The organism is Klebsiella sp. C349492 (genome assembly GCF_042055345.1).
GTDB classification, from domain to species: domain Bacteria; phylum Pseudomonadota; class Gammaproteobacteria; order Enterobacterales; family Enterobacteriaceae; genus Klebsiella; species Klebsiella scottii.
The window spans coordinates 13,809-40,319 of sequence record NZ_JANQCE010000013.1 but is presented as its reverse complement, the minus strand read 5'-3'; the positions used below and the strand labels follow the sequence as shown (position 1 = coordinate 40,319).

The window sequence follows — 26,511 nt, the reverse complement described above, 5'->3', positions numbered from 1 at the left end:
ACATCAGCGCTATCTCTGCTCTCACTGCCGTAAAACATGGCAGCTACAGTTCACTTACACCGCCTCTCAGCCCGGTACACACCAGAAAATTATTGATATGGCCATGAATGGCGTCGGATGTCGCGCCAGTGCACGCATTATGGGCGTTGGCCTCAACACGATTTTACGACACTTAAAAAACTCAGGCCGCAGTCGGTAAACTCACGCATACAGCCGGGCAGTGACGTCATCGTCTGCGCGGAAATGGACGAACATTGGGGCTATGTCGGGGCTAAATCGCGCCAGCGCTGGCTGTTTTACGCGTATGACAGGCTCCGGAAGACGGTTTGCGCACGTATTCGGTGAACGCACTATGGCGACGCTGGGGCGTCTTATGAGCCTGCTATCACCCTTTGACGTGGTGATATGGATGACGGATGGCTGGCCGCTGTATGAATCCCGCCTGAAGGGAAAGCTGCACGTAATCAGCAAGCGATATACGCAGCGAATTGAGCGGCATAACCTGAATCTGAGGCAGCATCTGGCACGGCTGGGACGGAAGTCGCTGTCGCTCTCAAAATCGGTGGAGCTGCATGACAAAGTCATCGGGCATTATCTGAACATAAAACACTATCAATAAGTTGGAGTCATTACCCTTTTTTCAACTTCTGATGGATGCGAGTGATTGAACTCATACATTAATGTTTTCCCACGAAGTCTTTTTTCAGGTAAGCCTTCGCACATATCGGTAAATAGCTTGCCTGCTTTTATTTTTTCTGTCATCGACATGTTCATTTTTAACATTCCGTCCTGATAAGTTGGTCGGATAAGGCGTTCGCGCCGTATCCGACATTAATTTCTTAAGCGACTTCATTCACCTTGCGACGCAGCAGGGAAAGTGGGCCGGGGCCGCTAAGCGTGAACACGGAAATTAAGGTGAAGCCCAGCGCCACCAGACCCAGCACCAGGTAAGCGCCCTGGAAACCGATGCTTTCATACATATTGCCCGCCAGAATAGACATAAAAATCATCGCCAGTTGCTTAAAGAAGCAGAAACAGACCAGATAAATCGTCGCTGAAAAACGCACTTCAAACTGGCTGGTAATATATTTAAAGCAGCCCACCAGCAGGAACGGTACTTCAAACATATGCAGCGTTTTCAGAATAACCACTTCCAGTGCTGAGGTAGCGAACGATGAGCCAATAATACGTACTGACATAATAGTGCCAGCCAGCAGCAGGGCGTTTTTCCCACCGATGCGATTAATGATCAGTGGCGCAAAAAACATAATCGAGGCGTTAAGTAATTCGCCCATTGTCGTTACGTAGCCAAATACCCGCGTACCCTGTTCACCGGTAGCAAAGAACGAAGTAAAGAAATTAGCAAACTGTTGGTCAAAAACATCGTAGGTGCAGGAAACGCCAATAACATACAGTGACAAAAACCACAGTTTTGGCTGTCTGAACAGTTCCAGCGCCAGCTTAAGGCTAAATGCCGAATGGTTGGCACCTACCGCATTGGCAACCGTGGCAGAAGAGGGCGCATCCGTTTTGGCGAAAAAGAGTAAAACGGCGAGGATGAATGCACAGCCAGAACCCAGCCAGAAAACAAACTGATTATTGATGGTGAACATGATGCCGACAATCGAGGCACACAGCGCCCAGCCAACACAGCCAAACATCCGCGCGCGACCAAATTCGAAATTACTGCGACGGCTGACTTTCTCGATAAATGCCTCTACTGCTGGCGCACCGGCGTTAAAACAAAAGCCTAGATAAATACCACCAACAATCGATCCTACTAAAATGTTGTATTGTAACAGTGGCCCGAAGATAAAAATAAAGAACGGCGCAAACATCACTAACATGCCGGTAATAATCCACAGCAGGTATTTGCGCAGCCCGAGTTTGTCAGAAAGCAGACCAAACAGCGGTTGGAATAATAGCGAGAACAGAGAAATAACGGCAAAAATAATACCCGTATCACTTTTGCTGATATGGTTGATGTCATGTAGCCAAATCGGGAAAAACGGGAAGTAGGCTCCCATGATAAAAAAGTAAAAGAAAAAGAATAAACCGAACATCCAAAAGTTTGTGTTTTTTAAATAGTACATAATGGATTTCCTTACGCGAAATACGGGCAGACATGGCCTGCCCGGTTATTATTATTTTTGACACCAGAGCAACTGGTAATGGTAGCTACCGGCGCTAAGCTGGAATTCCGCCGACACTGACGGGCTCCAGGAGTCGTCGCCACCAATCCCCATATGGAAACCGTCGATATTCAGCCATGTGCCTTCTTCCGCGTGCAGCAGATGGCGATGGCTGGTTTCCATCAGTTGCTGTTGACTGTAGCGGCTGATGTTGAACTGGAAGTCGCCGCGCCACTGGTGTGGGCCATAATTCAATTCGCGCGTCCCGCAGCGCAGACCGTTTTCGCTCGGGAAGACGTACGGGGTATACATGTCTGACAATGGCAGATCCCAGCGGTCAAAACAGGCCGCAGTAAGGCGGTCGGGATAGTTTTCTTGCGGCCCTAATCCGAGCCAGTTTACCCGCTCTGCTACCTGCGCCAGCTGGCAGGTCAGGCCAATCCGCGCCGGATGTGGCGTATTGCTCGCCACTTCAACATCAACGGTAATCGCCATTTGACCACTTCCATCAATCCGGTAGGTTTTCCGGCTGATAAATAAGGTTTTCCCCTGATGCTGCCACGCGTGGACCGTGGTAATCAGCACCGCGTCGGCAAGTGTATCTGCCGTGCACTGCAACAACGCTGCTTCGGCCTGGTAATGGCCCGCCGCCTTCCAGCGTTCGACCCAGGCGTTAGGGTCAATGCGGGTCGTTTCACTTACGCCAATGTCATTATCCAGCGGTGCACGGGTGAATTGATCGCGCAGCGGCGTCAGCAGTTGTTTTTCATCGCCGATCCACATTTGTGAAAGAAGACCTGACAACCGGTTAAATTGCCAACGCTTATTACCAAGTTCGATGCAAAAATCCGTTTCGCTGGTGGTCAGTTGCGGGATGGCGTGGGGCGCGGAGGGTTGTGTCACGCTGAGGTTTTCCGCCAGACGCCATTGCTGCCAGGCGCTGATGTGCCCGGCTGCTGACCATGTGGTCGCGTTCGGTTGCACTACGTGAACCGTTAGCCAGAGTTGCCCGGTGCTCTCCGGCTGCGGTAGTTCAGGCAGTTCAATCAACTGTTTTCCTTGTGGAGCGACATCCAGAGGCACTTCACCGCTTGTCAGCAGCTTGCCATCCAGCGCCACCATCCAGCGCAGGAGCTCGTTATCGCTATGACGGAACAGGTATTCGCTGGTCACTTCGATGGTTTGCCCGGATAAACGGAACTGGAAAAACTGCTGCTGGTGTTTTGCTTCTGTCAGCGCTGGATGCGGCGTGCGGTCTGCAAAGACCAGACCGTTCATGCAGAACTGGCGATCGTTCGGCGTATCGCCAAAATCACCGCCGTAAGCCGACCACGGGTTGCCGTTTTCATCATATTTAATCAGCGATTGATCGACCCAGTCCCAGACGAAGCCGCCCTGTAAACGGGGGTATTGACGAAACGCCTGCCAGTATTTAGCGAAGCCACCAAGACTGTTACCCATTGCGTGGGCATATTCGCAAAGGATCAGCGGACGCAGTTCTCCAGGCAGCGAAAGCCATTTTTTGATGGACCATTTCGGCACAGCCGGGAAGGGCTGGTCTTCATCCACACGCGCGTACATCGGGCAAATAATATCGGTTGCGGAGGTGTCGGCTCCGCCGCCTTCATACTGTACCGGGCGGGAAGGATCGACAGATTTAATCCAGCGATAGAGCGCATCGTGATTAGCACCGTGGCCTGATTCATTCCCCAGCGACCAGATGATCACACTCGGGTGATTACGATCGCGCTGCACCATTCGCGTTACGCGTTCGCTCATCGCGGGTAGCCAGAGCGGATCATCGGTCAGACGATTCATTGGCACCATGCCGTGGGTTTCAATATTGGCTTCATCCACCACGTACAGGCCGTAGCGGTCGCACAACGTGTACCACAGCGGATGATTCGGATAATGCGAACAGCGCACGGCGTTAAAGTTGTTCTGCTTCATCAGCAGGATATCCTGCACCATCGTCTGCTCATCCATGACCTGACCATGCAGAGGATGATGCTCGTGACGGTTAACACCGCGAATCAACAACGGCTTGCCGTTCAGCAGCAGCAGGCCATTTTCAATCCGCACCTCGCGGAAACCGACATCGCAGGCTTCTGCTTCAATCAGCATGCCGTCGGCGGTGTGCAGTTCAATCACCGCACGGTAGAGATTCGGGATTTCGGCGCTCCACAGCGCCGGGTTTTCGACGTTCAGACGTAGCGTGACGCGATTGGCATAACCGCCACGCTCATCGATAATTTCACCGCCGAAAGGCGCGGTGCCGCTGGCGACCTGTGTTTCACCCTGCCACAAAGAAACCGTCACCCGCAGCTCATCGCGCAGCTCGCCGTACATCTGAACGTCTGCCTCCAGTACAGCGCGGCTGAAATCATCATTAAAGTGAGTGGCTACATGGAAATCGCTGATTTGCGTGCTCGGTTTATGCAGCAACGAGACGTCACGGAAAATGCCGCTCATCCGCCACATATCCTGATCTTCCAGATAACTGCCGTCACTCCAGCGCAGCACCATCACCGCGAGGCGGTTTTCTCCGGCGTGTAAAAATGCGCTCAGGTCAAATTCAGACGGCAAACGACTGTCCTGTCCGTAACCGACCCAGCGCCCGTTGCACCACAAATGAAACGCCGAGTTAACACCATCAAAAATAATTCGCGTCTGGCCTTCCTGTAGCCAGCTTTCATCAATATTAAATGTGAGCGAGTAACAACCCGTCGGATTCTCCGTGGGAACATACGGCGGATTGACCGCAATGGGATAGGTCACGTTGGTGTAGATAGGCGCATCGTAACCGTGCATCTGCCAGTTTGAGGGGACGATGACAGTATCGGCGTCAGGAAGATCGCGCTCCAGCCAGCTTTCTGGTACCGCTTCTGGTGCCGGAAACCAGGCAAAGCGCCATTCACCATTCAGGCTGCGCGACTCTTGGGAAGGGCGATCGGTGCGAGCCTCTTCGCTATTACGCCAGCTGGCGAAAGGGGGATGTGCCGCAAGGCGATTAAGTTGGGTAACGCCAGGGTTTTCCCAGTCACGACGTTGTAATACGACGGCCAGTGAATCCGTAATCATTGTCATAGTTGTATCCTGCGTGAATTGTTATCCGCTCACATTTTCGCATAACATACGAGCCGGACACATAGAGTGTAAAGCCTGGGGTGCCTAATGAGTGAGCTGACTCACATTAATTGCGTTGCGCTCACTGCCCGCTTTCAAGTCGGGAAACTTGTCGTGCCAGCTGCATTAAGGAATCTGCCAACGTGCGGGGAGAGGTGGTTTGCGTATTGGGCGGTAGGGTGGTTTTTCTTTTCACCAGTGAGACGGGCAACAGCTGATTGCTCTTCACCGCCTGGCCCTGAGAGAGTTTCAGCAAGCGGTCCACGCTAGTTTTCCCCAGCAGGCGAAAATCCTGTTTGATGGTGGTTAACGGCGGGATATAACACGAGCTGTCTTCGGTATCGTCGTATCCCACTACCGAGATATCCGCACCAACGCGCAGCCCGGACTCGGTAATAGCGCGCATTGCGCCCAGCGCCATCTGATCGTTGGCAACCAGCATCGCAGTGGGAACGATGCCCTCATTCAGCATTTGCATAGTTTGTTGAAAACCGGACATGGCACTCCAGTCGCCTTCCCGTTCCGCTATCGGATGAATTTGATTGCGTGTGAGATATTTATGCCAGTCCGCCAGACGCAGACGCGCCGAGACAGAACTTAATGGACCGGCTAACAACGCGATTTGCTGGTGACCCAATGCGATCAGATGCTCCACGCCCAGTCGCGTACCGTCTTCATGGGAAAAAATAATACTGTTGATGGGAGTCTGGTCAGAGACATCAAGAAATAGGGCCGGAACATTAGCGCAGGCAGCTTCCATAGCAATGGCATCCTCGTCATCCAGCGGATAGTTAATGATCAGACCACTGACGCGTTGCGCGAGAAGGTTATGTACCGCCGCTTTACAGGCTTCGACGCTGCTTCGTTCTACCATCGACACCACCACGCTGGCACCCAGTTGATCGGCGCGAGATTTAATCGCCGCGACAATTTGCGACGGCGCGTGCAGGGCCAGACTGGAGGTAGCAACGCCAATCAGCAACGACTGTTTGCCCGCCAGTTGTTGTGCCACGCGGTTGGGAATGTAGTTCAGCTGCGCCATCGCCGCTTCCACCTTTTCCCGCGTTTTCGCAGAGACGTGGCTGGCCTGGTTCACCACGCGGGAAACGGTCTGATAAGAGACACCGGCATACTCTGCGACATCGTATAGCGTTACTGGTTTCACATTTACCACCCTGAATTGACTCTCTTCGGGTGCTATCATGCCATACCACGAAATGTTTTGCGCCATTCGGAGGGGGCACGCCGAAGTGAGATTCAAAATGCCGACGTCAGTTCACAGGTGGGTAATGATACCAACGTGTTGATTTCGTATTTTCACTGACACCAGGATCATCCTGATGTTACAAGGATTGAATGACTACAGATTAAAATAGTCATCAACAGGTTGACAGCATTACCGACTGACCTTATCCATAGCGGTAACCTGACCGTTAACGAAATTAACCGGTCAGCCGGATTTCTCATCAACAGTTTTGATTTGCCGGGCATTGGTATATTCATGGGCATCAGCGCCCGCTTTCCGCGTATTTTTCGATTTGCACTGCCGGGGGCACTGGCGGGTATCGCGTTCCGCACACTTTTACATTTATTTATCTGGTGACTGACCTTTTTAAGGAGACAGAATGAAAGCCGTTGGTTTCTGGCAACCCGGGGAAAGTACATCCGTTATTGAAGATTTGTCGCTTCCCCACCCATCCATGCCCAAGGGGCGTGATCTTTTGATCAGAGTCAGGGCGGTCGCGGTTAACCCACGGGACCTGAAAAGCCGGCGAAACATCAGTCCCTCTGCAGGCAATCCGGTAGTTATGGGATACGACGCTTCCGGTGTTGTTGAAGCAACCGGACCAGATGTGACGCTGTTCAGGCCAGGTGACCACGTTTTCTATGCCGGTGTGCTCGATCGCCAGGGAGCCAACGCAGAGTTTCAGCTGGTTGACGAACGCATTACGGGGATAAAGCCGGCAGCACTAAGTTTTGAAGCTGCAGCGTCGGTTCCTCTGACCGGTCTGACAGCCTGGGAAATGTTATTTGATCGTCTGCAGTTGTCAGTGAACGGAGATGCTGATCAGACCCTGTTGATGCTTGGCGGTGCGGGCGGAGTCCCTTGTATGGCTATACAGCTTGCCCGCACTCTGAGTCGGGTGAACATCATCGGGACTGCCTCCCGGCAGGAGAGTGTCAGAGCGGTTCGCGGGTTTGGTGCGCATTATGTCCTGGATCATTCATGTGCGCTTGCGCCACAGGTTGCCAGCCTTGCTGGACTCCCTCCCATTACCCGGATTTTCTCAACGTACACCACGCCATCTGCCTGGGAAAATATGGCCGAAATTATTGCCCCACAAGGCCGTATCGGACTCATCGACGACCCTGAACCACTGGATCTGCGTTTGATCAAATTTAAGAGCGTTTCTGTTCACTGGGAGGCAATGTTTACCCGCCCCATGCATGCTACTGCGGACATGTCTAAACAGCATGATATTCTTAACAAACTCTCATGCATGCTGGATTCCGGTAAGCTCAAACCTCCGTTGCTGGCAGAGTATGGCAGGCTGAATGCTAAAGCACTTCGCCGGGCTCATGAGGACATGGAAAATAAAAATGTGAACGGGAAAATTGTTTTTTCAGGGTTCTGATGAACAGGCCTGTCAGAGTAAAAAAAGATTCGGGTTCAGCACAATGCTGAATTCTGTCTGGCTATAGAGTAAGAATCGTACCGGAATTGAGCATTTACCCTCAGTACCTGCGGATGAAAAAGCAGTCTGCCCTGACATACTGAACAATCCCTTCTCATAAGATGCCTCTCTTTTGCTGTTTAAAGAGCTGAGCAGTCCGGGCGGAGACTGACCTCGTTCCGCTTTCCAAGCGACCCCCTTGTTGAAAGTGCGACAAAAGAGATAGGGCGAATGACTATACTTCGCTCATAGCTGCCCGTCATGCCAGCTCAAAAAACAGGCTTAACGTAGGATATTTTCCGTTTTCCAAGCGGCCCCCTTGATTAATGCCAGGGTGGAAACGGCAGCGTCGAGCAGGATGTTTAAACCGTTATGGCAGCATGGCCGGGCGATTTGTTTTGCTGACGGCTGGTTCGAGTGGGTAAAGGAAGGCGATAAGAAGCAACCCTACTTCATACACCGCAAAGATGGCCAGCCAATATTTATGGCCGCGATCGGCAGTACACCCTTTGAGCGCGGCGACGAAGCGGAAGGCTTTTTGATTGTTACGTCTGCGGCCGATAAAGGTCTGGTCAACATCCACGACCGGCGCCCGTTGGTTCTGGTACCTGAAGCCGCCCGGGAATGGATGCGTCAGGATGTTAGTGGAAAAGAGGCAGAAGAGATTGCTTCCGAGGGAGCAGTATCTGCGGATCATTTCATCTGGCATCCTGTAACGCGCGCTGTAGGGAATGTGAAAAACCAAGGGGCAGAGCTCATCGAGCCCCGCAGGTGAATGTCCGGCGCTGCAAGGCCGGAACCTCAAACATCAATGCTAATGTACGCATACATTAGCATTAGCTATCTCAACTTCTGACAAACAAATCCAAGTTTTACAATATTCAACAACTTTGTTATATAAATGATAGGGAATTTTACCACTATGGAAAAAAGATGAGAACTCATTATGATAACCTCAAGGTATCACGAGATGCCCCTGTAGAGGTAATACAAGCAGCGTATCGTACATTGGCTAAGAAATACCACCCTGATGTAAATAAAAACAATCCTGAGGCTGTCAGGATAATGCAAATTATTAACGCATCGTATGATGTTTTAATCGATCCCATAAAAAGAAAAGAACATGATCGCTGGATTATTAAAGAAACGTGGAGGGAAAGGGCTGAGGCCACATTAGCACGAAATTCGGAAACAAATACTAACGTTCAAGCACCAGTTGAAACAACAACAGTAAGAAAACCGAAGTCATTAATGACAGTGATGGGTATCATATTTTTTCCTTTATTTTCTATATTGAGATCTATTGCCGGCCTGTGTGTAATAGGATTTATAGCGTACGCAATAATTAACAATCTGAATGAAGGAGGCTCTTCTTCAAATAAAACAGCGGCCGTAAACAACACTTCTCCTTTAAAACCCGAACGTTTAACAAACAATAACGGTATTTGTGATTCATCCGTGCAACAACATCAATGGCCTACTATCCCAACTGTTTTATCTGAAAAAGATCGTCGTAGTGGTTTGTCCTCACTTAGATTAGATAATACTCAAAATAATGAAGGGTTACGGGTCCGATTGACATTAGATAATGCATACATCAAAACTGATTTTGTACGTGAAGTCTTCGTTCCCGCGGGGAGTCAAATTACTCTTGAACAAGTCCCATCTGGAATATATCGAGTAAAAACACAAAATATTAAAAATGGATGTGCACAAATATCTGAACCAATCAATATGATTGAAAGACAAACTTCAACGGGAACAGAGTACAGTGACAACTCTTTAACGTTTTATCCTGTGGCCAATGGCAATACACATTTCCTGTCATTATCGGCTTCTCAGTTTTAGAACAATTTGGCTCAGAAGGAACATAGTAGGTTAAGTGAGTTAATCAACAGTGAGTAAATGTTTATAACAGATAAGGTACTAATATGACTCTCATTATCGGCGGGTATGAAATAAATGAATTTGAAGACGGGGCGACATTTATAATTGCTGATAGCGCTATAACAAGGATGACAACTTACAAAAACTCTACTGATAACGAGAAGACGACAGAAGTTAAAACATTACTTAACGGATATCGCAAATTTTATGCGATTGATTTAAAAATAAAATACCCTAAATTTAACAATTCAGGTTTTTTCGAAAAATACCATAAAATCGAAACCTATGGAAAGTGTGTTATCGCTTTCGCTGGAGGGAAAGATACTGCACATCATATAATTAATAGTATAGAATTGAGTTTATCAAATTTAAAAATCGCGCTAGGTGATAGCACATCAATTTATCTTGTTCCTATGGACAACAAAACCCCTCAGGAAATAAATACATCATATGGTCAGTGTTGGGATGTTGATTTTTATAACTTTAGGGACGTACATTTATTGTTAGATAAAAATTTTATATCAACCTTAATTAAGGGTGTGATATCTGAATCTGTAAGTTCTGCAAGGGAATACAAAATAGATGAAGAGGGTATAAAGGATTTGGAGTGCGAGTTTTTAGTTTCAATTTATTGCGAAAAAACAAGAAGAAATTATTTATTCAAGTATACAGTAACCAAGCAAATGAGTGGTGATATATTTGTGCCTGCCGTTGAAATGAGGGAGGTTGGACGTAATGAATTGGTGTATATAGGCGTCCCTGAATATGGGAACGAAATGATTAAATGTCATCATGAATTCATAAATAGTCCCGATTTCTCAAAGTTGACCCAATGCGAAGGCATAGGCGCTGATAAGTTTGAGTTTGTTGAGAATAAATCCATTTTTGATTTCATGAAAATTAAATTTATCGATGTAGTGAAAAGTTGTAGCGATGATAACTACAAAATAATCGACTTCCCCGTGTTTGGATTGAATATTGACAGAACTAAAATTGAACTGGAAACATATACATATGAAGATGTAAAGAGTGTTTATATTATGCTATGAAAAATATAGTTCCCTGTTGAATACCCTCTTGTTTGATGCCACAAAATTAATTGTGGCATTAGGTTCTCAAAGCTATTGCCTAACACATTTTAAGGAGATGGTCATTTCGATTTAGCTGCTACACCATAACTGCGCTTAATGCGTTTTATGTTAAATATCAGTTAGTTACGTGAATTTCATGATGCCAAAAAATAAATTTCTCTAAAAGTAACTTTTAGAGTCTGGAGGCCCTTCGGCCTAAATTTTTCTGCGGTAGTCTGGTTGTGGTGGCCAGCAACAACTGTTGGTCAGTCGCAACTGAACAGAATTGGGATCATTGATATGATGGATGATGAAATAAGCAGCTCACCGCCCCTGTGGCGTAAAATCCTCCACGGCGTCCAGGATGACTTGCTAAATTCGCTGGGATATCCGGCCACATTGCGCCGTCGCCTAAACAACGGGATTTTGCCAGTGAGTCACCCGCAACTGCGGAACACGTTCTGGCTGCGTTCCGTGGTTTGTTGGCAAACCTGGCTCGAATACGAAAAACACTGTATTCGCTACCTGCGTCTCGGCCACGACGGTGATTATGATTACCTCCAGCGCCATATTCCTCAGCTGGATGGTCTGATAAACAGTGAGACCTCAGAAAGTTTTTGTTGTGATATTACGGCCGTTGGGGGACTGAGTGCGTCGAGTGATTGTGACCAGGAACTCTCCAGCCTGGATGCGTTTGCGCAGCAGTGTTGCCAGGAATTGGCAATACCACTGACCAGAGATCGGTTAAACCGTAATCTCAGCCACCACGGCTTACGGCTGTCAGAGATGGTATTCAGCCAGTTTACCTGGATGCCTGCCCGGCTATACTGGAACAATGTCGACGGCGCCCACCATTTTGCAGCAGCCCGTTTCCTGGCAACACAGTTGAGTCAGCCGGTTTCTCTGACAGGCCAGTTGAACACCTATAGTATAAATCCGCAAAAAATACGGCAGCTGACGGCGCAGTGGGATTTGTTCCTGGTACCGGAGGGAATTGTCTATGGCGAATTTAAAGACGCGCTATTGCGACTGAAATGCCCGTTTGGCGTATCCAATCCTCCTCACTGGGAAAATGGAGACGAGCAGCATTTCCGGGTTATCTGGCTGGAGCGGCACCAAACGGCTCCGGCGCGCGTATCACGCCCGCTGGCGCAGGCAGGATTTCCGTCACTCAGTCAGCAGCTGAGTGAGCTGAAATAGTCCAGGGCACGAGTAAAAGTTACTTTTACCAGGATAAACACAGGGGCGAGGTCGTCGCCCCATCTTTAGTCTATTTCACAAATTTCCATACACCAGGGGGGATTTTGTCATACAATTTCCCCATTGTCAGCTCTGCCAGGCGATGATCCACGGCAGCGTTAAAATGCTCAAGTTCAGAATCTGAAAGCGAATACTTATTTTTTTCAATAACCTTTTCCAGCGTTTCCCCTGAAGTACAGCGCCTCAATCGTAAAATCCATTCATTTTTGGTCATTTTTTCTCTGCAGGTTCTGTGTACTGTTTGAAATTCTAATATTCTAAGTATTAAAGTCAGTCATCAACGGACTATTATCTTTGTACTCTTTTACGAACAAACCATTTTGCGTATATGAGATAAACCACAGAAGTTAGAACTGCGGACAGACTATATATCCACATAACAGGAATCTCATTATAAAAACTTATCGACTGGCCGCTTTTATCTTCCAGAACCAGAATTGCTTTAAAATATTCAGTCACCTGAAAGAACTGGTAGAAGGGTTCCATCAAAACATACACAGAAAATAAATTAAGCAGATATTTTAAAGTCAAATCATGCTCATGCCCGTTGAAGGGAGCATGCTGCGCAAAGCAGGCCACCCATCCCGAAAAGACCAGAATACATATCGCTGAATAAACCACTGCCCATACCGCTGCTTTCATAACTGCCCCACATATTATTGTTTGTAGATAACGCACGTGGCATTCAGGTGTTCAAGCCTGAGGCGTTCTCTTTCAGATAGTCACTGATACTGAGGCTGGACAAACGAATTTTATCAGAAATTTCCCTGAACTGCTCCTCCCACCCGGCCTGCAGCTCCCTGATGGCTGCTATCTGGATAGCAACACTGAAAGGCGTTCTGCCCAGTTTCTCGGAAAGCCAGAAAAGATGCGTGCCGATCTCCTCATCCGGGACCGGTTCGAGCGCATCATGCAGTAGGTTCTTTTCTTCTTTCTGCCATTGGTGACCGGCTCGCGGGAACCGCGGATCAGGCTGGCGGTCTTTTTTCTCCTGATTTTCACGTCTGCCGCGGGCCGGCACTTCGTCTTTTTTCATGCTGACGCGCCCTTTCATGGCGCCGATGGCGGCGACGGCCAGCACAAGCGTTTCACGTTCCTGACGCGTCAGCAGGCTGTCCTCACAAATCAGCGTGTTCAGGTTATCGATCAGCGTATTCAGTCTGGGCTCAGTGACTTTCATTATTTTGCTCTTATTCCTGGTGTGGTGGCGGTCAGTCCCGGCTCTCATTCACCTGGATGGCGACGGGCAGGCCTGCATCAAAACAGCTCTGATACCAGTCGGCCACCTGCAGGGGATCACCCTCTTTTATCCCGCGAATGCCACCGGCATCAGTCAGCTGCAGACAGGTGGTCCCGTTCAGACGGATCACGTAAGCCGCTTCCCGGAGGGTATAATGGTCATCACCGAGCTGCAGCTCCACCGCGTCACCGGCAGCCGTCTGGCGTAATGGCAGACTCCGGACTTCTGTCCGGCGTTGCCGTGCAATTTCAGCATCGCGTTCTTCCAGGTAGAGCGGTTCTGCAATCCCGTGGCCGGCATCCGTCAGCTCGACGGCCAGCTGCAGGTTCGGGGCGCGCAGGGTGCGCAGCCAGCCCGCGGCTTCCATCCGCCGGCAGGAGGCACGCAGGTTCGGCCCGTACACCGGGGCGTCCCCGCCCTGCTCCAGCACCCGCTCAATATCCCGCGTGGCCACCGGCCCCGGACGTTTCGCATCGAGGGCGGCCAGCACTATCAGGATCCGCCGCTGCAGTGGCGACGGCCGGCGGGAGGTTATGGCTGCCATGAGCGTTGCTCTGCCGTCGGGGCGCGCAGGATCATTTCAGTCAGCCGCAGCTGGTCTCTGTCGGTGACGTCTTCCGGGGCACGCCCCGCCAGCGCCAGGTGGTACCAGAGTTCAATGGCACTGCGTGCCCGGGCAATCTCCGCATCGGGGTCGTTGCAGTCTGCGCGGCCGGCTCGTTCGAGACACCCGTTAATGAAGTCTTCCGTGTCGGCGGTCATCGTTTCATAGCTGAGGCGAAAGTATACTTTTTCATCCATCCTGCACGCTCCGTCTGATAATGTCTCGTTAAGTGTAAAGTCATATCATGTATAGTTTATTTTTAATCAATTAAACATCATATCAGATATGATTTTATCATTAATGATAAATATCATTCTTAGTATGATTTTATGCATGTTTTTTAATTATCATATCTATTGCGGATTTCCCGCCTCGCAGATCCGATTTCTGGCTAAGTCGGATCTCCATACTACTGCAGTGTTGTTTTGGCTAAAATTCGGGAGATGGAAGCGGGGGAGTAAGCTGATATAATGATGTAAGAACTAATCTTACATAAGAAGCGGAGGGGTTATGGCCCGTACGATGACGGTGGACGTGGGTGATGAGCTGCGTGAATTTATCGATTCCCTGGTTAAGGCCGGTGATTACCGTACCCAGAGCGAGGTCATGCGTGACGCGCTGCGTCTACTGCGCGAGAAGCAGGCTGAATCACGCCTTCAGGAACTCCGCGATCTGCTGGCCGAAGGAATCAGCAGCGGCGAGGCGAAACCATGGAACAAGGATGCATTCCTGAAGAATGTCAGGGCCAGGGTGGCAAATGAAAGAGATTGAGCTGACACCAAAAGCAGAAGAGGATCTGGAGGCCATCTGGGACTACAGCTTCAGAGAGTTCGGGGTTGTTCAGGCGGATGCATACATCGGCCGTATAGCTGCAGTGTTTGATGTGCTGGCCATGCATGATATCGGCACGCATCGTGCAGAGCTGGGAGACGATATCTGCACACTGCCGGTGGAACAGCACATGATCTATTTTGTATCATCACATTCTATGGTTACGGTCATTCGTATTCTCAGCCAGTCTCAGGATACGGCGCGGCATGAACCCTGGAGATGACTGGGGAACAGGATTCTCAAACAACATAAGTTAATTGTAAGGTCGGCATGACCAAAAAAGACATTGTGTATGGACTCTTTCATTATTATTCATTTCGCTTATAAAAAAAACGCTCCCGGAAGGGAGCGTAAGCCAGTGACTTCGGCGTCAAATGAGGGTCTGACAAGTGGAGCTGCGGGTTAATTCTGGGTGATCTGGCTGCGATGCTTTTCCGCCTGTTGCTGATGAATAACGGAAGACTGACCATTATTCGCCTTCTCATGCACAACAGCGGCTTTCTCATGCTCGCTCATTTCGGAAAATGGCTTAGCAGTTTTTTGGGTGTTCTCAGGTTTGGCTTTCATCATTTTTTTATGCATTTCAGCCATGTCCTGATGGGCAGCAGAATTGCCGTTTTGCATCATTTCATGGGACATTGCGGCCTGATCGTGACCGCTCATATCCATCATTTTCATGCTCTCCCCCTGAACTGCACTTTTTTCAGCGGATGATTGCATCTGATGGGCAGGCGCCTGGGCATTATTTACCTGGTCATGCATGTTCATTGTCTCTGCAGCCCAGGCAGATGAAGCGACAGCCATCATGGCAATAAAGGATACAAGGATCTTTTTCATGGTTGGGTCTCCGGTGTTTTCATACCCGAACAATCAATGCTTATAACAGAGAAAGCATTTGATCTCAGGGCTGGTTGATCATCACGCCAGGAACCGGGCGATTGAATTATCACGCTGTCCTGATTTATGGCTGATTATAAAAAACCGCCTCTGTTTATCGCGTGACTGAACGATGACATTTTTGTCACCTTCCGGGTTTCTCCTGAATAACGGTATTAATCCATTAACAGACGCACACTGAACACAATTTCCCGCCCCTGCTGTTCTGCTGACAGCTCGCCGCCGTGAGCATGAATGATCGACCTTGTAATTGATAATCCCAGCCCCGCGCCTTCCGTGTTGTAGAACCTTGATGAGTCTGCGCGATAGAACCGGTCAAACAAACGTTCCAGATTAGCGGGAACCTGGCCGGACATCGTATTCGTAATCATCACGTTCACACAGTCACTGTCACGCTCAAGGTGTATCGCTGTACAGGTGTTATCGGGAGAATACTTGATTGCATTGGAAAGCAGGTTACTGAAAGCACGGCGCAGCATATCGCTGTCTCCGGTAACAACGCCCTCTCCTTCAACCGTGATTGTCTTTCCTGTTTCGTCTGCCAGGGGCTCGAACAACTCACGTAATTCATTCAGTTCGGCTGCCAGATCCACATCATGTTTATCCAGCCGCAGCAGACCATGCTCTGAACGTGCCAGAAAAAGCATGTCACTGGTCATTCGTGACAACCTTTTCAGTTCTTCCAGGTTAGCGAATAAAATTTCGCGGTAATGCGAAACATCCCTTTCCTTAGCCAGTGCAAACTGCGTCTGCATCATCAGATTACTGACTGGTGTGCGCAGCTCATGCGCGATGTCAGACGAGAAATCTGACAGTTTCCGGAATGCCCCCTCCAGGCGATCAAACATATTATTGAACTCCTGCATGGTCTCAGAGATTTCCGGCGGAGCCAGATCGGGATTTAGACGCTGATCCAGGCTGTGTACAGTCATGGAGGAAGCCAGACTGGTCATTTCCCGTAACGGTTTCAGACCAATACGTGTGGTCAGCCAGCCCAGAAAAACAGAAATAAAGACCAGACCGATATTGAACCAGAACAGCCAGGTACTGAGTTTGTCCATAAACAGGGTGTGATACCCAGTATCCGTGGCAACCGTAATGATGACATGTTTGCTTTTACCCTGTTCCGGCGTCACGGCAACCCGCCGCGAGATACTGCGGTACACGGTGTTATTTTCTTCCGTCTGGATCATATAGTCGAGAATATCACCCGACTTATTAAGCAGGACCGCTGGAACAACAGAATTTTTGGCATAGAGTTCAACAATTTTTTCATTTTCCATGTTTTTTATAGAAATGAATAAACCATTGTGCCCTACCATCGCATCGTTTATTTTTTCTGATAATGACTTAATATCCGTTTTGTTCCGGAATGTCTCTGTTTTAAGAAACTCTTCGGTGAGCTGAAGTTTACCTGTCAGAAAATCGCGGTCCTGATTATCGAAATAGCCATTAAGGGTGCTAATCAGGATAAAACTTGATAACCACCATACCGTAAGCATCACCGCAGAAAAAATCAGGCTCAGGCGTGTGGTCAGGGAAATTTTGAACCTCACTCTTCTCTGATCTCCAGGACATATCCGGCACCGCGAACGGTATGGATCAGTTTTGGCTCAAAGTCATCATCAATTTTACTTCTCAGACGTCTCACGGCGACATCAATCACATTCGTATCACTGTCAAAATTCATGTTCCAGACCAGGGACGAGATAAGACTCCTGGGTAACACTTCTCCGGTGCGTTGCAGCAGCAACTCAAGCAGAACGTATTCTTTACCGGTGAGATGGATCTTCTTCCCCGAACGGATCACGGTCCGGCGCACCATATCAACGGTCATATCGGCGATGGTGCAGACTGTTGCGGCCTGCGAGCGTGCCCGGCGCAGTAGGGTTCTTACACGTGCAACCAGCTCCGTAAAATCAAAGGGCTTAATCAGGTAGTCATCTGCGCCAAGCTCCAGTCCTTTCACTTTGTCCCGCACGTTGTCCTTTGCGGTTAAAAACAGGACCGGTTCTTCGTGCCCGGACTCCCTCAGTGCGCTGATGATTTGCCACCCGTCGAGGAAAGGCAGCATCACGTCCAGTATTATCAAATCATACTGTCCCTTCGACGCGGCCCCGAGACCATCGCGGCCATTATTAAAGAGATCGGCCTGATAGCCTTCCTCAACCAGTCCCTGCTGCAGGTAACGACCTGTTTTTTGTTCGTCTTCAACGATTAAAATACGCTGCATGGTCAACTCGCTGATATGAAAGTAAAAATCTCACGCATGAGCTTTGGCTGTCCCCTAGCTGACCTGAGACGGAGCAAGCATTCCGAGCCACGCTACGGCGCCCAGAATGATAATCGCAACAACGAATTCTGTCAGGATGCTGTTTCGCATCAGGGCAACGCTGCGATCATAATTCCCTTCCCTGACCATAACTTCAAGCCGGGGACCCAGGTGAAACCGGTTTGCTGCAGCCAGAAGAAGCATCAGAACAAACAGAGCCGTCTTGGCAAGCAATATCCTCCCCCAGGAACTGTTGAATAAGGGAGTTAAGTTACCCTCAGCAATATACAGATAGTTGACCAGCGCACTCAGGATCAGGGCTACAACAATCACCGTTCCTGCCGTGGCAAATTTTGCCAGGGAGTCAGATATCACAATGACGCTCTGTGCATTATGCTCGTTTCTGCGCATCAGCAGGATAGCAAATGCAACCAGAGCACCTGTCCAGGCACCTGCAGCGCCGAGATGGGTCAGATCGCTCAGTAAATGGAGATAGTAATGCAGACCGTCATGCATAACGGCGTGTCCTCCCCAGGCAAGTGTAGCCAGCGCCACGCCCCCACTCATCGTCATCAGCAGGCAGGACAATAGTCTCTTATTAGTGTAAAGGAACAAAGCACCGAGTGTGGTAAACAGGGCACAGAGCCTGACAATCCAGCTAATACCCACATCAGTTTCTTCTATCACCATCTCGATAACATGGATGGATAATTCTCTGAGGTCAGTTACTCCACTCATGGCATTAGATACCAGGAGCATATTAATGCCAGTAAGAATGATGCCTGTAACAACAGCAAAGGTTATAAACGACCTGAAATTAGTCAGGTTATAGGTTTCATGTCTGACACCACTTATTCCATATATCTGAAAAAATGGCAATCCAAATATTACCATCAAATCCAGATAAAGAAGAAAACGAATAACAATCATAATCAGGTCGTTCATAATATTACTTCACTGTAAAGGTGTAATTACCGGTAATAGGGTGCGTATCTGAAGAAACCGCGCGCCAGTCAACACGATAAGTGCCAGCGGGTAAAGGCTCTCGCGGAATAATGACCATCGATTTAGGGTCAGCGCCTGGCGCCACTTTTGCCGCGACCGGCATCGGAGAATGTGATGACATGCCTTTCATACCCGTCATCGTTAATTTTGCACCTGAGAATTTCACGGTCAGATTTTCCGAGAAATTAAGCTGAATCTTTTCCGGGGCCGCTACGGCTGAATCAGCCTGTGGCACAGAGCTTTTTAATTCCGGATGGGCCATAGCAGAGAAAGCAACGCCCATAACGAGGCCACCTGTAAGAATGGCTTTATTTAAAATCGACATTTTATTTACCTGTTTAGTTGAGTGTTTTATATCAGTGCGTTAAAACCAGATTCTGGCTCCCGCCAGGAATACTACCTGATGGTCTTTCTCACCTTCTCTTTTCGCCATATCGGATGTTTTCCCGTAAAGTTGATTCCAGGAAACGCCTATATAGGGTGCAAACTCACGGCGTATTTCATAGCGCAGCCGGAGCCCCAGCTCTGTGTCAGTCAGTCCCCTGCCGCGACCCCGCGATTCATCATCCTGACTGTAGAAATTCACCTCATAGGATGGCTGGAGTATGAGCCGGTTAGTCAGTAAAACGTCGTATTCTCCTCCCAGACGAAGGGCTGCTTTTCCGCCATTACTGACAAAACCCGTAATTTCAGACTCAAAATTATAGAGTGCCAGCCCCTGAAAACCGACAGCAGCCCAGGTCCGGGCAGAAGCAGGTCTGAAATCCTGCCTGACACCCGCAACCAAATCCCACCATGGGCCAACCGCATGTCCCCAGAGTAACTGCGCTTCAGCCGCCTCCGTTTCCCCATTGCTTCGTTCACCTTCACTCTTTAGCCAAATCCGATCTGTGTCGCCTCCAATCCAGCTGTTAACACTCCAGCTGAAATTGTTGGTGTTATCCGACCGTTGCCATTCCAGTTGATCCAGCAGAACCAGATAATTAATCGCACTGTCGTGAATCGCATGCCCCTGTAAATTGCCGAATGCAGCCTTCCGGTCGGCATCGGTAACAGGCGGAATTGGCGTTCTGCTCTCAGTTACAATGGGCTCCATTGACGTCATCTCAGTGAAATTCTCATCTGCTGGCATCTGCATGGCAGACATGTCGTGCCCGGCGTGGGGATCTGCAGAGACGGAGCCCGCCGCAATAGAAAGCTGTGAGGTAAACAAACCGGCGACCAGAACAGGTATGGCCTTCAAATTTCTCTTCATTCGCATCATTCCTCCACCCGGACTTCACGAAACATTCCCATTTCCATGTGATAGAGCAAATGGCAGTGATACGCCCAGCGGCCAAGCGCATCTGCTGTCACTCTGTAACTGCGTTTTGTACCAGGGGGAACATCTATTGTGTGTTTACGAACCATGAAATTACCGTTTTCATCTTCCAGATCGCTCCACATACCATGCAGGTGAATGGGGTGAGTCATCATGGTATCGTTGATCAGCGTGATCCTGAGCCGCTCACCGTATTTCAGCACCACCGGTGCGGCATCTGAAAACTTGATTCCGTTAAATGACCAGGCAAACTTTTCCATGTGGCCGGTTAAATGCAGTTCTATGGTACGGCCAGGTTCACGTCCGTCAGGATCCTCAAAGCGGCTTTTCAAATCCGCGTACGTGAGAACCTTTCTTCCGTTATTTCGAAGACCAATACCCGGATCATTTAATTTCGGAGAGACGCTCATCGCCTGCATATCAACCAGTGGGTTATCCGTTTCTGACGCAGGATGACTTTGCATACCCGGCATTCCGGCCATCCGGGAATGATCCATACCGGCCATGCTGCTGTGATCCATGGGCGCGGAGGATGTCCCGCTATCCGGAAGGTCAGCACCGTCCATAGACATCATCTCTCCGCTGTTATCCATGCCTCCCATCTGGCTGTGGTCCATTCCTGCCATATCATGTCCCATTCCCCCCATACCCATATCTTCCATGGTCAACAGAGGACGGGGATCGAGGGGGGGAACGGCAGCACTTAACCCCTCTCTCGTGGCCAGTGTCCCTCGAGCGTAACCGGTCCTGTCCATGGATTGTGCGAAGATGGTATAGGCCTCACCCTGAGGCTCCACAATGACATCATAGGTTTCGGCAACGGCAATCCTGAATTCGTCAACGGTAACCGGGTTTACATACTGGCCATCTGCAGCCACGACCGTCATTTTCAGCCCGGGGATACGGATATCGAAATAGGTCATTGCCGAGCCGTTGATAAACCGTAAGCGTATCTTTTCACCGGGACGGAACAGTCCGGTCCAGTTTTTCAGCGGGGCCTGCCCGTTCATGAGATAGGTGTAGGTGTAGCCACTGACATCCGCGAGGTCAGTCGGATTCATTTTCATTTCAGCCCACATTTTCCGATCGGCAATGGTGGCTGACAGCCCCCTGGTATTCACGTCGCGGAAAAAAGAGCCAACGGTTGGTTTATTGAAATTGTAGTAATCCGACTGTTTTTTTAATTTTTTCAGCAGGCTGTGAGGATTTTCATCGGTCCAGTCAGACAACATGACCACATGCTCACGATCGTAAGCAAACGGTTCTGGCTCCCTGGCATCGATGATAATGGCACCGTATACCCCCTCCTGTTCCTGCAGACCGGAATGGCTGTGGTACCAGTAAGTCCCGTTCTGCTTAACCTTAAAGGTGTAAACGTAGGTATCATCAGGCTCTATGCCCATAAAACTCAGCCCCGGAACACCATCCATATTGGCCGGAAGAATAATGCCGTGCCAGTGAATGGACGTCTGTTCATTAAGACGGTTTTTGACCTTCAGGGTAATGGTGTCACCTTCTTTCCAGCGAAGAACGGGCCCCGGCAGGCCTCCATTGATTGTTTTGGCCTGACGCTCACTGCCCGTGATATTGACGGCCGTTTCACCAATGGTCAGGTCAAACTGAGTACCCTGCAGGGATGCGGCAACTGGCAGGCTCAGACTGGAACGCGCATTGAAACTCCATACGCCAAGACTTCCGGCTACGCCAGAGAGGGTTAACCCCTTCAGGAAAGTTCGTCGAGACGTTTTCAACAGCATGCGCATTCCCTTATTTAAAGTATGGTTACTGACAGAATTCGAGAACCGATTTAAATTAAATTACTGGTTCATCCACTTACAATGAAATGAATCTAGCACACCTTAAGAAACAAATTCATTACAATCGTGTAATGTACATAGCTGTATTACATTTACGTCATCTTCCCCACAGGTTGATTATTTTTATATATGATCATAAGGACATCTTTTATGTACCTCAGAAGGTAATTACACATGAATATATTAATCACGACCACTGCGTTTACAGCTTTATTTTGTGGGGCAGCTTTTGCTCAGTCCAGTGATATTGCCCATGAAGCACATCGATTTGTTAATAATGCCTCAGCCGTCAGTCATGTGAATTCCTCGACGCATGAAAATTTACCGGACAGGGTTAATAAAAACAACACGCCCTCATTCTCTGAAATGAATGAACATGAAAGGGCCATTGTTGCTCATTCATTTATGAACAACAGCGCGTCCTATGCGCATCAGAAAATGATTGAGGAACATAAAAAAATGCTGTCCGGCAGTGATGCAAATTCAAAGACCTCGTCTTCTTCTTTTAACGAACTGAATGCCGGAGAAAAAGCCGCTCTCGTGCATGAGCAGGTCAATAATGCCGGTGCGGAAGCACATCAGACGCAGGCAAGAAAGCTTCGCGGGCTGTATTCGACCAGGTAACTGCAGGCGGGTTAGTGCTTAGCGTCAGGTGCGCAGCAGGGCTTTACTGACGGGTTACGTAGCAGGACATGAGCCCCATATTGCTCTGCCGTAACCTGTTTCAGTCCCGTTAATCATCACCGTCGGGCTGGTCATACAGTTCCCAGAGCTTCAGGAGCAAACGGGAAACAAGATATGTTACAAAAATGACGACCATCAACGGTGCTCCCGATTAACTGACAGATGACACGCCTCCTGAAAACCCCTAGCATACGCCGCAGTGTTCATGCTAACGGCGAATTCCAGTAAATGTATTCTACCGATGTCGTAAAAGAAAATGCCTACCTTTCAGCCACCCGCTCGGGGCTGGAATCGAACGAGATCGCTACTCTTCAGCGCTCCTTGCCTTCCCGGTTTAATCTGCGGCATTTGAAAAAAAATGAATCATTAAAACTCGTACTGCAAAAGAAAGCGGGAAAATCACGTGTCGTGGCCTATAAATTTACGTCCGGTTCATTTAATTACACGGCGTATCGTATATCAGATAAAAAGTTCTATAACCTTTCCGATACTTCCGGGAAAGGCAGTCTCGATTATCCGTTACCGGCCACAGCAAGACTCAGTTCGCCTTTCAATCCTGCAAGACTTAACCCGGTATCGGGAAAAGTGAGTCCCCATAATGGCATTGATTATTCCATGCCCATGAACACGAAAATAGTCAGCGTCATCGACGGAAAAATCACCCGGGCCGAATACAACAGTACCATGGGATATTTTGTTGAAGTAACGGGAAAAGCCGGTGTTAAAACTCGCTATCTCCACCTCAATAAAATACTCGTTACTAAAGGGGCCAGGGTTACCCGGGGAGACGCTATTGCGTTATCCGGTAACAGCGGACGTTCATCCGGTCCTCATCTGCATTACGAGCTGGTCATCAATAACAATCCTGTTAACTCACTGGCGTTCCGGACGGCGGCACCCGCTGATAACAAACTCGAACAGCATGCCTTTGCGCATGCCAGAGACTACGAACGATACCTGGACTGATAACGGGACCGCGACGCGGTCCCGTCTGCCGGATTAATTTTTTTTATCGTTTTCACTTCCGTGATGTTGATGATCTCCATGCCCCCCGTGACCGTGGAAAAGATGCATGAGCGGACAAAGCAGCAGTAACAGATATGGCCAGTAGCCTGCCACATGTGACCAGTGTTCGCGCAGGAGAGCAAATGCCGCAATCGCGGCGACAGCAATAAGCGCATAGGTGGTACTTTTCATACCGGACTCCTTCTGTTCGTAACTGACCCTTCACTCAGGGTTATTTCCCGAGCCTGACACTTTTCAGACGCAACGCATTCACAATGACGCTGACGGAGGAAAGAGCCATGGCCGCCGCCGCAATAACTGGCGACAGCAGTATTCCATACACAGGATAAAGCAGACCTGCAGCCACAGGCACGCCAAGTGCGTTGTAGATAAATGCAAAAAACAGATTCTGTCGGATATTTTTCATGGTGATTTCTGACAGATGACGGGCCCTGTTCAGTATCATCAAGTCGCCTTTGAGAAGGGTGACTCCGGCACTTTCAATTGCCACATCTGTACCCGTTCCCATGGCTATACCCACGTCAGCCGCTGCCAGCGCCGGGGCATCATTCACACCGTCTCCGGCCATCGCAACCACATGGCCAGACGCTTTCAGTCGGGTTATCACTGCTTTTTTGCCATCCGGCAGAATCCCGGCTTCAACCTCATCTATTCCCAGTTTCCGTGCGACTGCTTCAGCGGTAAGCTGGTTATCCCCGGTGAGCATAACGATGCGGATCCCCGCCTGACGCAAAGCTTTAAGCGCATCCGGCGTGGTTGCTTTCACGGGATCCGAGATAGCTATCAGGCCTGCAAGGTGCCCGTCTGTGGCCACATAGATAACGGTAGCGCCTTCCATCCGCAACGTATCCGCAACGGCCTTTTGATTATCAATAACGATACTGTTTTCCTGCATAGCCAGTTCATTACCAATAACAACCCGTTGACCTTCAACATCGCCTGAAACACCTTTCCCCGACGGAGCATTGAAATCACTGACTGCGGGTATCATGATCCCCCTGTGCTCGGCTGCCCGGACTACAGCCATACCCAGCGGATGCTGCGAGCCTTTTTCCACTGCGGCCGCTACACGTAAAAGAGATGCTTCCCCACCCGGATTGAGACTGATAATCCCTGTCACCGTAGGCGAACCTTCCGTGAGCGTGCCTGTTTTGTCGACAACCAGCGTGTCCACTTTTTCAAGACGTTCAAGGGCTTCGGCATTCCTGATTAACACCCCGGCCTGGGCTCCTTTGCCTACCCCCACCATTATCGACATCGGTGTGGCCAGCCCCAGTGCGCAGGGGCAGGCAATAATCAGGACCGACACAGCCGCAATCAGACCGTGCGCCATTCTGGGCTCGGGCCCCCAGACAGACCAGATCACGAAAGCAACAACCGCGATAAGTATCACCAGAGGAACAAACCAGCCTGAAACGCTGTCAGCCATTCTCTGGATGGGGGCACGCGAACGCTGTGCATCAGCGACCATCTGAACAATTCGTGAGAGCATCGTTTCATCACCGACTTTCTCTGCACGGATGATAAGACTACCTGTCTGATTAATCGTCCCCCCAATGACAGGGTCACCCTTCGTTTTGGTAACCGGCATAGACTCCCCGGTCACCATCGATTCATCAACGGTTGTTTTGCCTTCGATCACGATACCGTCGACCGGAATACTCTCTCCAGGTCTGATGCGGAGCTTATCGCCAGGCAGGACATCTTCCGCATTAATATCCGTTTCATGACCGTCATGATCCAGCCGTCTGGCGGTTTTGGGGGCAAGGTTCAGAAGCGCAGTAATGGCGCCTGAGGTTTGTTCCCGTGCCCGCAGCTCAAGAACCTGTCCCAGCAGAACAAGCACCGTAATAACTGCTGCGGCTTCAAAATAAACGGCCACCAGGCCATCCATGTTTCTGAACGATGCAGGAAACCAGGAGGGGAAGACGGTTGCAATGACGCTGTAAACCCAGGCTACGCCGGTCCCCATTGCAACAAGGGTAAACATATTCAGGGAGCGGTTACGTAACGACATTCCGGCCCGGGCGAAGAATGGCCAGCCACACCACAACACGACAGGGGAGGCCAGAAGCAACTGCAGCCATGTGTTGTACTGTGGCGGTACTGTATTCCTCAAGTCGGGAAACAGATGAGATCCCATTTCGAGTACCAGAACCGGAAACGCCAGCAACAACCCCAGCCAGAAGCGTCTTGTCATGTCGTGAAGTTCATCACTCGGCCCCGTGGATGCCGTAGCTACGAGCGGCTCCAGTGCCATTCCACAGACAGGACAGCTTCCGGGACCACTGCGGCGTATCTCCGGGTGCATCGGACATGTCCACACACCTTCAGAATTCTCTTTTTCCGCCTGGTGGTGAGGCTGTTTTATCTGATCAGGGCTGACTTCGTGATGATCGTGGTGATGGTGATGGGAATGTTCACTGGCATCTTCGGTAAGATAACGATCGGGATGGGCTTTAAATTTACTCTCACAGCTGGCGGAGCAGAAATAAAGTTGATGGTCCTGGTATCGAATGCTGCTGTGCGCCCTGTCGGGCAGGATGGCCATCCCGCACACGGGATCTCTCACCTTATGCAATACGTGGCCCTCGTCCGGGGATAATGTCTGCTCAGAAGCAGTCTGGTTGTTGTGTTGCACTGCATTGTCATTTTTCACAGTAA

General features: G+C 49.5%; 26 protein-coding genes and 3 pseudogenes. 11 read left to right on the top strand and 18 right to left on the bottom strand.

The genetic code is table 11. The annotated features are described in order from the left end of the window. Positions 1-619: pseudogene (locus tag NWP14_RS27345) on the top strand (IS1 family transposase); the annotation flags it as partial. A gap of 14 nt (positions 620-633) precedes the next feature. Here NWP14_RS27345 and NWP14_RS27340 read toward each other — a convergent pair. The 4 genes and pseudogenes from NWP14_RS27340 to lacI all read right to left on the bottom strand — a co-directional run. After that, positions 634-774: pseudogene (locus tag NWP14_RS27340) on the bottom strand (maltose acetyltransferase domain-containing protein); the annotation flags it as partial. Positions 775-839: 65 nt separating this feature from the next. Continuing rightward, a complete protein-coding gene (lacY, locus tag NWP14_RS27335) occupies positions 840-2,093 on the bottom strand; it encodes a lactose permease (protein WP_044349013.1) in 1,254 nt (417 codons plus the stop codon). 51 nt (positions 2,094-2,144) lie between these two features. Further along, on the bottom strand, positions 2,145-5,219 hold the full coding sequence (gene lacZ, locus NWP14_RS27330; RefSeq protein WP_004098907.1) for a beta-galactosidase: 3,075 nt from the start codon (positions 5,217-5,219) through the stop codon (positions 2,145-2,147). A 121-nt stretch (positions 5,220-5,340) separates the two neighbouring features. Further along, complete coding sequence (lacI, locus tag NWP14_RS27325; RefSeq protein WP_047368876.1) at positions 5,341-6,423, bottom strand: DNA-binding transcriptional repressor LacI; 1,083 nt, start codon at positions 6,421-6,423, stop codon at positions 5,341-5,343. A 222-nt stretch (positions 6,424-6,645) separates the two neighbouring features. Here lacI and NWP14_RS27320 point away from each other — a divergent pair, with 222 nt between their 5' ends. From NWP14_RS27320 to NWP14_RS27295, 6 genes and pseudogenes are all read left to right on the top strand, one after another. Then, complete coding sequence (locus NWP14_RS27320; RefSeq protein ID WP_032439631.1) at positions 6,646-6,861, top strand: hypothetical protein; 216 nt, start codon at positions 6,646-6,648, stop codon at positions 6,859-6,861. 22 nt (positions 6,862-6,883) lie between these two features. Continuing rightward, positions 6,884-7,894 carry a zinc-binding alcohol dehydrogenase family protein gene (locus tag NWP14_RS27315; protein WP_004152284.1) on the top strand — a complete coding sequence of 337 codons (1,011 nt, stop codon included), beginning with the start codon at positions 6,884-6,886 and terminating at the stop codon, positions 7,892-7,894. A 355-nt stretch (positions 7,895-8,249) separates the two neighbouring features. After that, positions 8,250-8,708: pseudogene (locus NWP14_RS27310) on the top strand (SOS response-associated peptidase family protein); the annotation flags it as partial. Positions 8,709-8,866: 158 nt separating this feature from the next. Beyond that, on the top strand, positions 8,867-9,781 hold the full coding sequence (locus NWP14_RS27305) for a J domain-containing protein (protein WP_115191626.1): 915 nt from the start codon (positions 8,867-8,869) through the stop codon (positions 9,779-9,781). An 83-nt stretch (positions 9,782-9,864) separates the two neighbouring features. Then, positions 9,865-10,869, top strand: a complete 1,005-nt coding sequence (locus tag NWP14_RS27300) for a hypothetical protein (protein ID WP_115191627.1) — start codon at positions 9,865-9,867, stop codon at positions 10,867-10,869. Between the two features lie 321 nt (positions 10,870-11,190). After that, complete coding sequence (locus tag NWP14_RS27295) at positions 11,191-12,090, top strand: DUF6685 family protein (RefSeq protein WP_064360947.1); 900 nt, start codon at positions 11,191-11,193, stop codon at positions 12,088-12,090. A 70-nt stretch (positions 12,091-12,160) separates the two neighbouring features. Here the strand turns inward: NWP14_RS27295 and NWP14_RS27290 are convergent, their stop codons facing one another. The 5 genes from NWP14_RS27290 to NWP14_RS27270 form a co-directional block, all read right to left on the bottom strand. Then, entirely contained in the window at positions 12,161-12,364 is a 204-nt protein-coding gene (locus NWP14_RS27290; protein ID WP_003026790.1) for an HHA domain-containing protein, read from the bottom strand. 74 nt (positions 12,365-12,438) lie between these two features. Continuing rightward, entirely contained in the window at positions 12,439-12,792 is a 354-nt protein-coding gene (locus NWP14_RS27285) for a hypothetical protein (RefSeq protein WP_003026788.1), read from the bottom strand. Positions 12,793-12,835: 43 nt separating this feature from the next. After that, the gene (locus NWP14_RS27280; protein WP_064360948.1) at positions 12,836-13,330 is read right to left on the bottom strand and encodes a hypothetical protein; all 495 of its coding nucleotides are present in this window, start codon (positions 13,328-13,330) and stop codon (positions 12,836-12,838) included. A gap of 31 nt (positions 13,331-13,361) precedes the next feature. Further along, positions 13,362-13,934: a hypothetical protein gene (locus tag NWP14_RS27275; RefSeq protein WP_064360949.1), complete on the bottom strand. Its 573-nt coding sequence runs from the start codon at positions 13,932-13,934 to the stop codon at positions 13,362-13,364. After that, the gene (locus tag NWP14_RS27270) at positions 13,922-14,191 is read right to left on the bottom strand and encodes a hypothetical protein (protein WP_003026780.1); all 270 of its coding nucleotides are present in this window, start codon (positions 14,189-14,191) and stop codon (positions 13,922-13,924) included. Before NWP14_RS27270 ends, NWP14_RS27275 begins: the two co-directional genes overlap by 13 nt. A gap of 313 nt (positions 14,192-14,504) precedes the next feature. Between NWP14_RS27270 and NWP14_RS27265 the strand changes: the two genes are divergently transcribed. After that, on the top strand, positions 14,505-14,765 hold the full coding sequence (locus NWP14_RS27265) for a type II toxin-antitoxin system ParD family antitoxin (RefSeq protein ID WP_017146633.1): 261 nt from the start codon (positions 14,505-14,507) through the stop codon (positions 14,763-14,765). Further along, a complete protein-coding gene (locus NWP14_RS27260) occupies positions 14,752-15,048 on the top strand; it encodes a type II toxin-antitoxin system RelE/ParE family toxin (RefSeq protein WP_017146632.1) in 297 nt (98 codons plus the stop codon). The genes NWP14_RS27265 and NWP14_RS27260 overlap by 14 nt, the downstream gene beginning before the upstream one ends. A gap of 179 nt (positions 15,049-15,227) precedes the next feature. On the opposite strand, the gene NWP14_RS27255 is transcribed toward NWP14_RS27260, so the two are convergent. From NWP14_RS27255 to pcoA, 7 genes are all read right to left on the bottom strand, one after another. Next, positions 15,228-15,662, bottom strand: a complete 435-nt coding sequence (locus NWP14_RS27255; RefSeq protein ID WP_017146631.1) for a hypothetical protein — start codon at positions 15,660-15,662, stop codon at positions 15,228-15,230. Positions 15,663-15,877: 215 nt separating this feature from the next. Further along, positions 15,878-17,278 (bottom strand): copper resistance membrane spanning protein PcoS, encoded by a 1,401-nt coding sequence (gene pcoS / locus NWP14_RS27250; protein WP_009654301.1) that lies wholly within the window; start codon positions 17,276-17,278, stop codon positions 15,878-15,880. After that, the gene (pcoR, locus tag NWP14_RS27245) at positions 17,275-17,955 is read right to left on the bottom strand and encodes a copper response regulator transcription factor PcoR (protein ID WP_001188930.1); all 681 of its coding nucleotides are present in this window, start codon (positions 17,953-17,955) and stop codon (positions 17,275-17,277) included. The genes pcoS and pcoR overlap by 4 nt, the downstream gene beginning before the upstream one ends. Before the next feature lie 54 nt (positions 17,956-18,009). Beyond that, a complete protein-coding gene (gene pcoD, locus NWP14_RS27240; protein WP_233445827.1) occupies positions 18,010-18,888 on the bottom strand; it encodes a copper resistance inner membrane protein PcoD in 879 nt (292 codons plus the stop codon). 55 nt (positions 18,889-18,943) lie between these two features. Beyond that, the gene (gene pcoC, locus NWP14_RS27235) at positions 18,944-19,324 is read right to left on the bottom strand and encodes a copper resistance system metallochaperone PcoC (protein WP_000025662.1); all 381 of its coding nucleotides are present in this window, start codon (positions 19,322-19,324) and stop codon (positions 18,944-18,946) included. 39 nt (positions 19,325-19,363) lie between these two features. Continuing rightward, positions 19,364-20,254, bottom strand: coding sequence for a copper resistance outer membrane transporter PcoB (gene pcoB / locus NWP14_RS27230; protein WP_001378118.1), 891 nt, complete (start codon positions 20,252-20,254; stop codon positions 19,364-19,366). Positions 20,255-20,259: 5 nt separating this feature from the next. Next, entirely contained in the window at positions 20,260-22,077 is a 1,818-nt protein-coding gene (gene pcoA, locus NWP14_RS27225) for a multicopper oxidase PcoA (RefSeq protein ID WP_375216270.1), read from the bottom strand. A gap of 234 nt (positions 22,078-22,311) precedes the next feature. On the opposite strand from pcoA, the gene NWP14_RS27220 reads away from it, so the two are divergent. Continuing rightward, the gene (locus NWP14_RS27220) at positions 22,312-22,761 is read left to right on the top strand and encodes a copper resistance protein (RefSeq protein ID WP_001023257.1); all 450 of its coding nucleotides are present in this window, start codon (positions 22,312-22,314) and stop codon (positions 22,759-22,761) included. Positions 22,762-23,049: 288 nt separating this feature from the next. Next, positions 23,050-23,787, top strand: a complete 738-nt coding sequence (locus tag NWP14_RS27215) for a peptidoglycan DD-metalloendopeptidase family protein (RefSeq protein ID WP_004388332.1) — start codon at positions 23,050-23,052, stop codon at positions 23,785-23,787. 33 nt (positions 23,788-23,820) lie between these two features. Here NWP14_RS27215 and NWP14_RS27210 read toward each other — a convergent pair whose 3' ends face one another. After that, positions 23,821-24,018 (bottom strand): DUF2933 domain-containing protein, encoded by a 198-nt coding sequence (locus NWP14_RS27210; protein WP_004388331.1) that lies wholly within the window; start codon positions 24,016-24,018, stop codon positions 23,821-23,823. Between the two features lie 40 nt (positions 24,019-24,058). Further along, positions 24,059-26,506, bottom strand: a complete 2,448-nt coding sequence (gene silP, locus NWP14_RS27205) for an Ag(+)-translocating P-type ATPase SilP (RefSeq protein ID WP_115191628.1) — start codon at positions 26,504-26,506, stop codon at positions 24,059-24,061. Between the last annotated feature and the right edge of the window lie 5 nt (positions 26,507-26,511).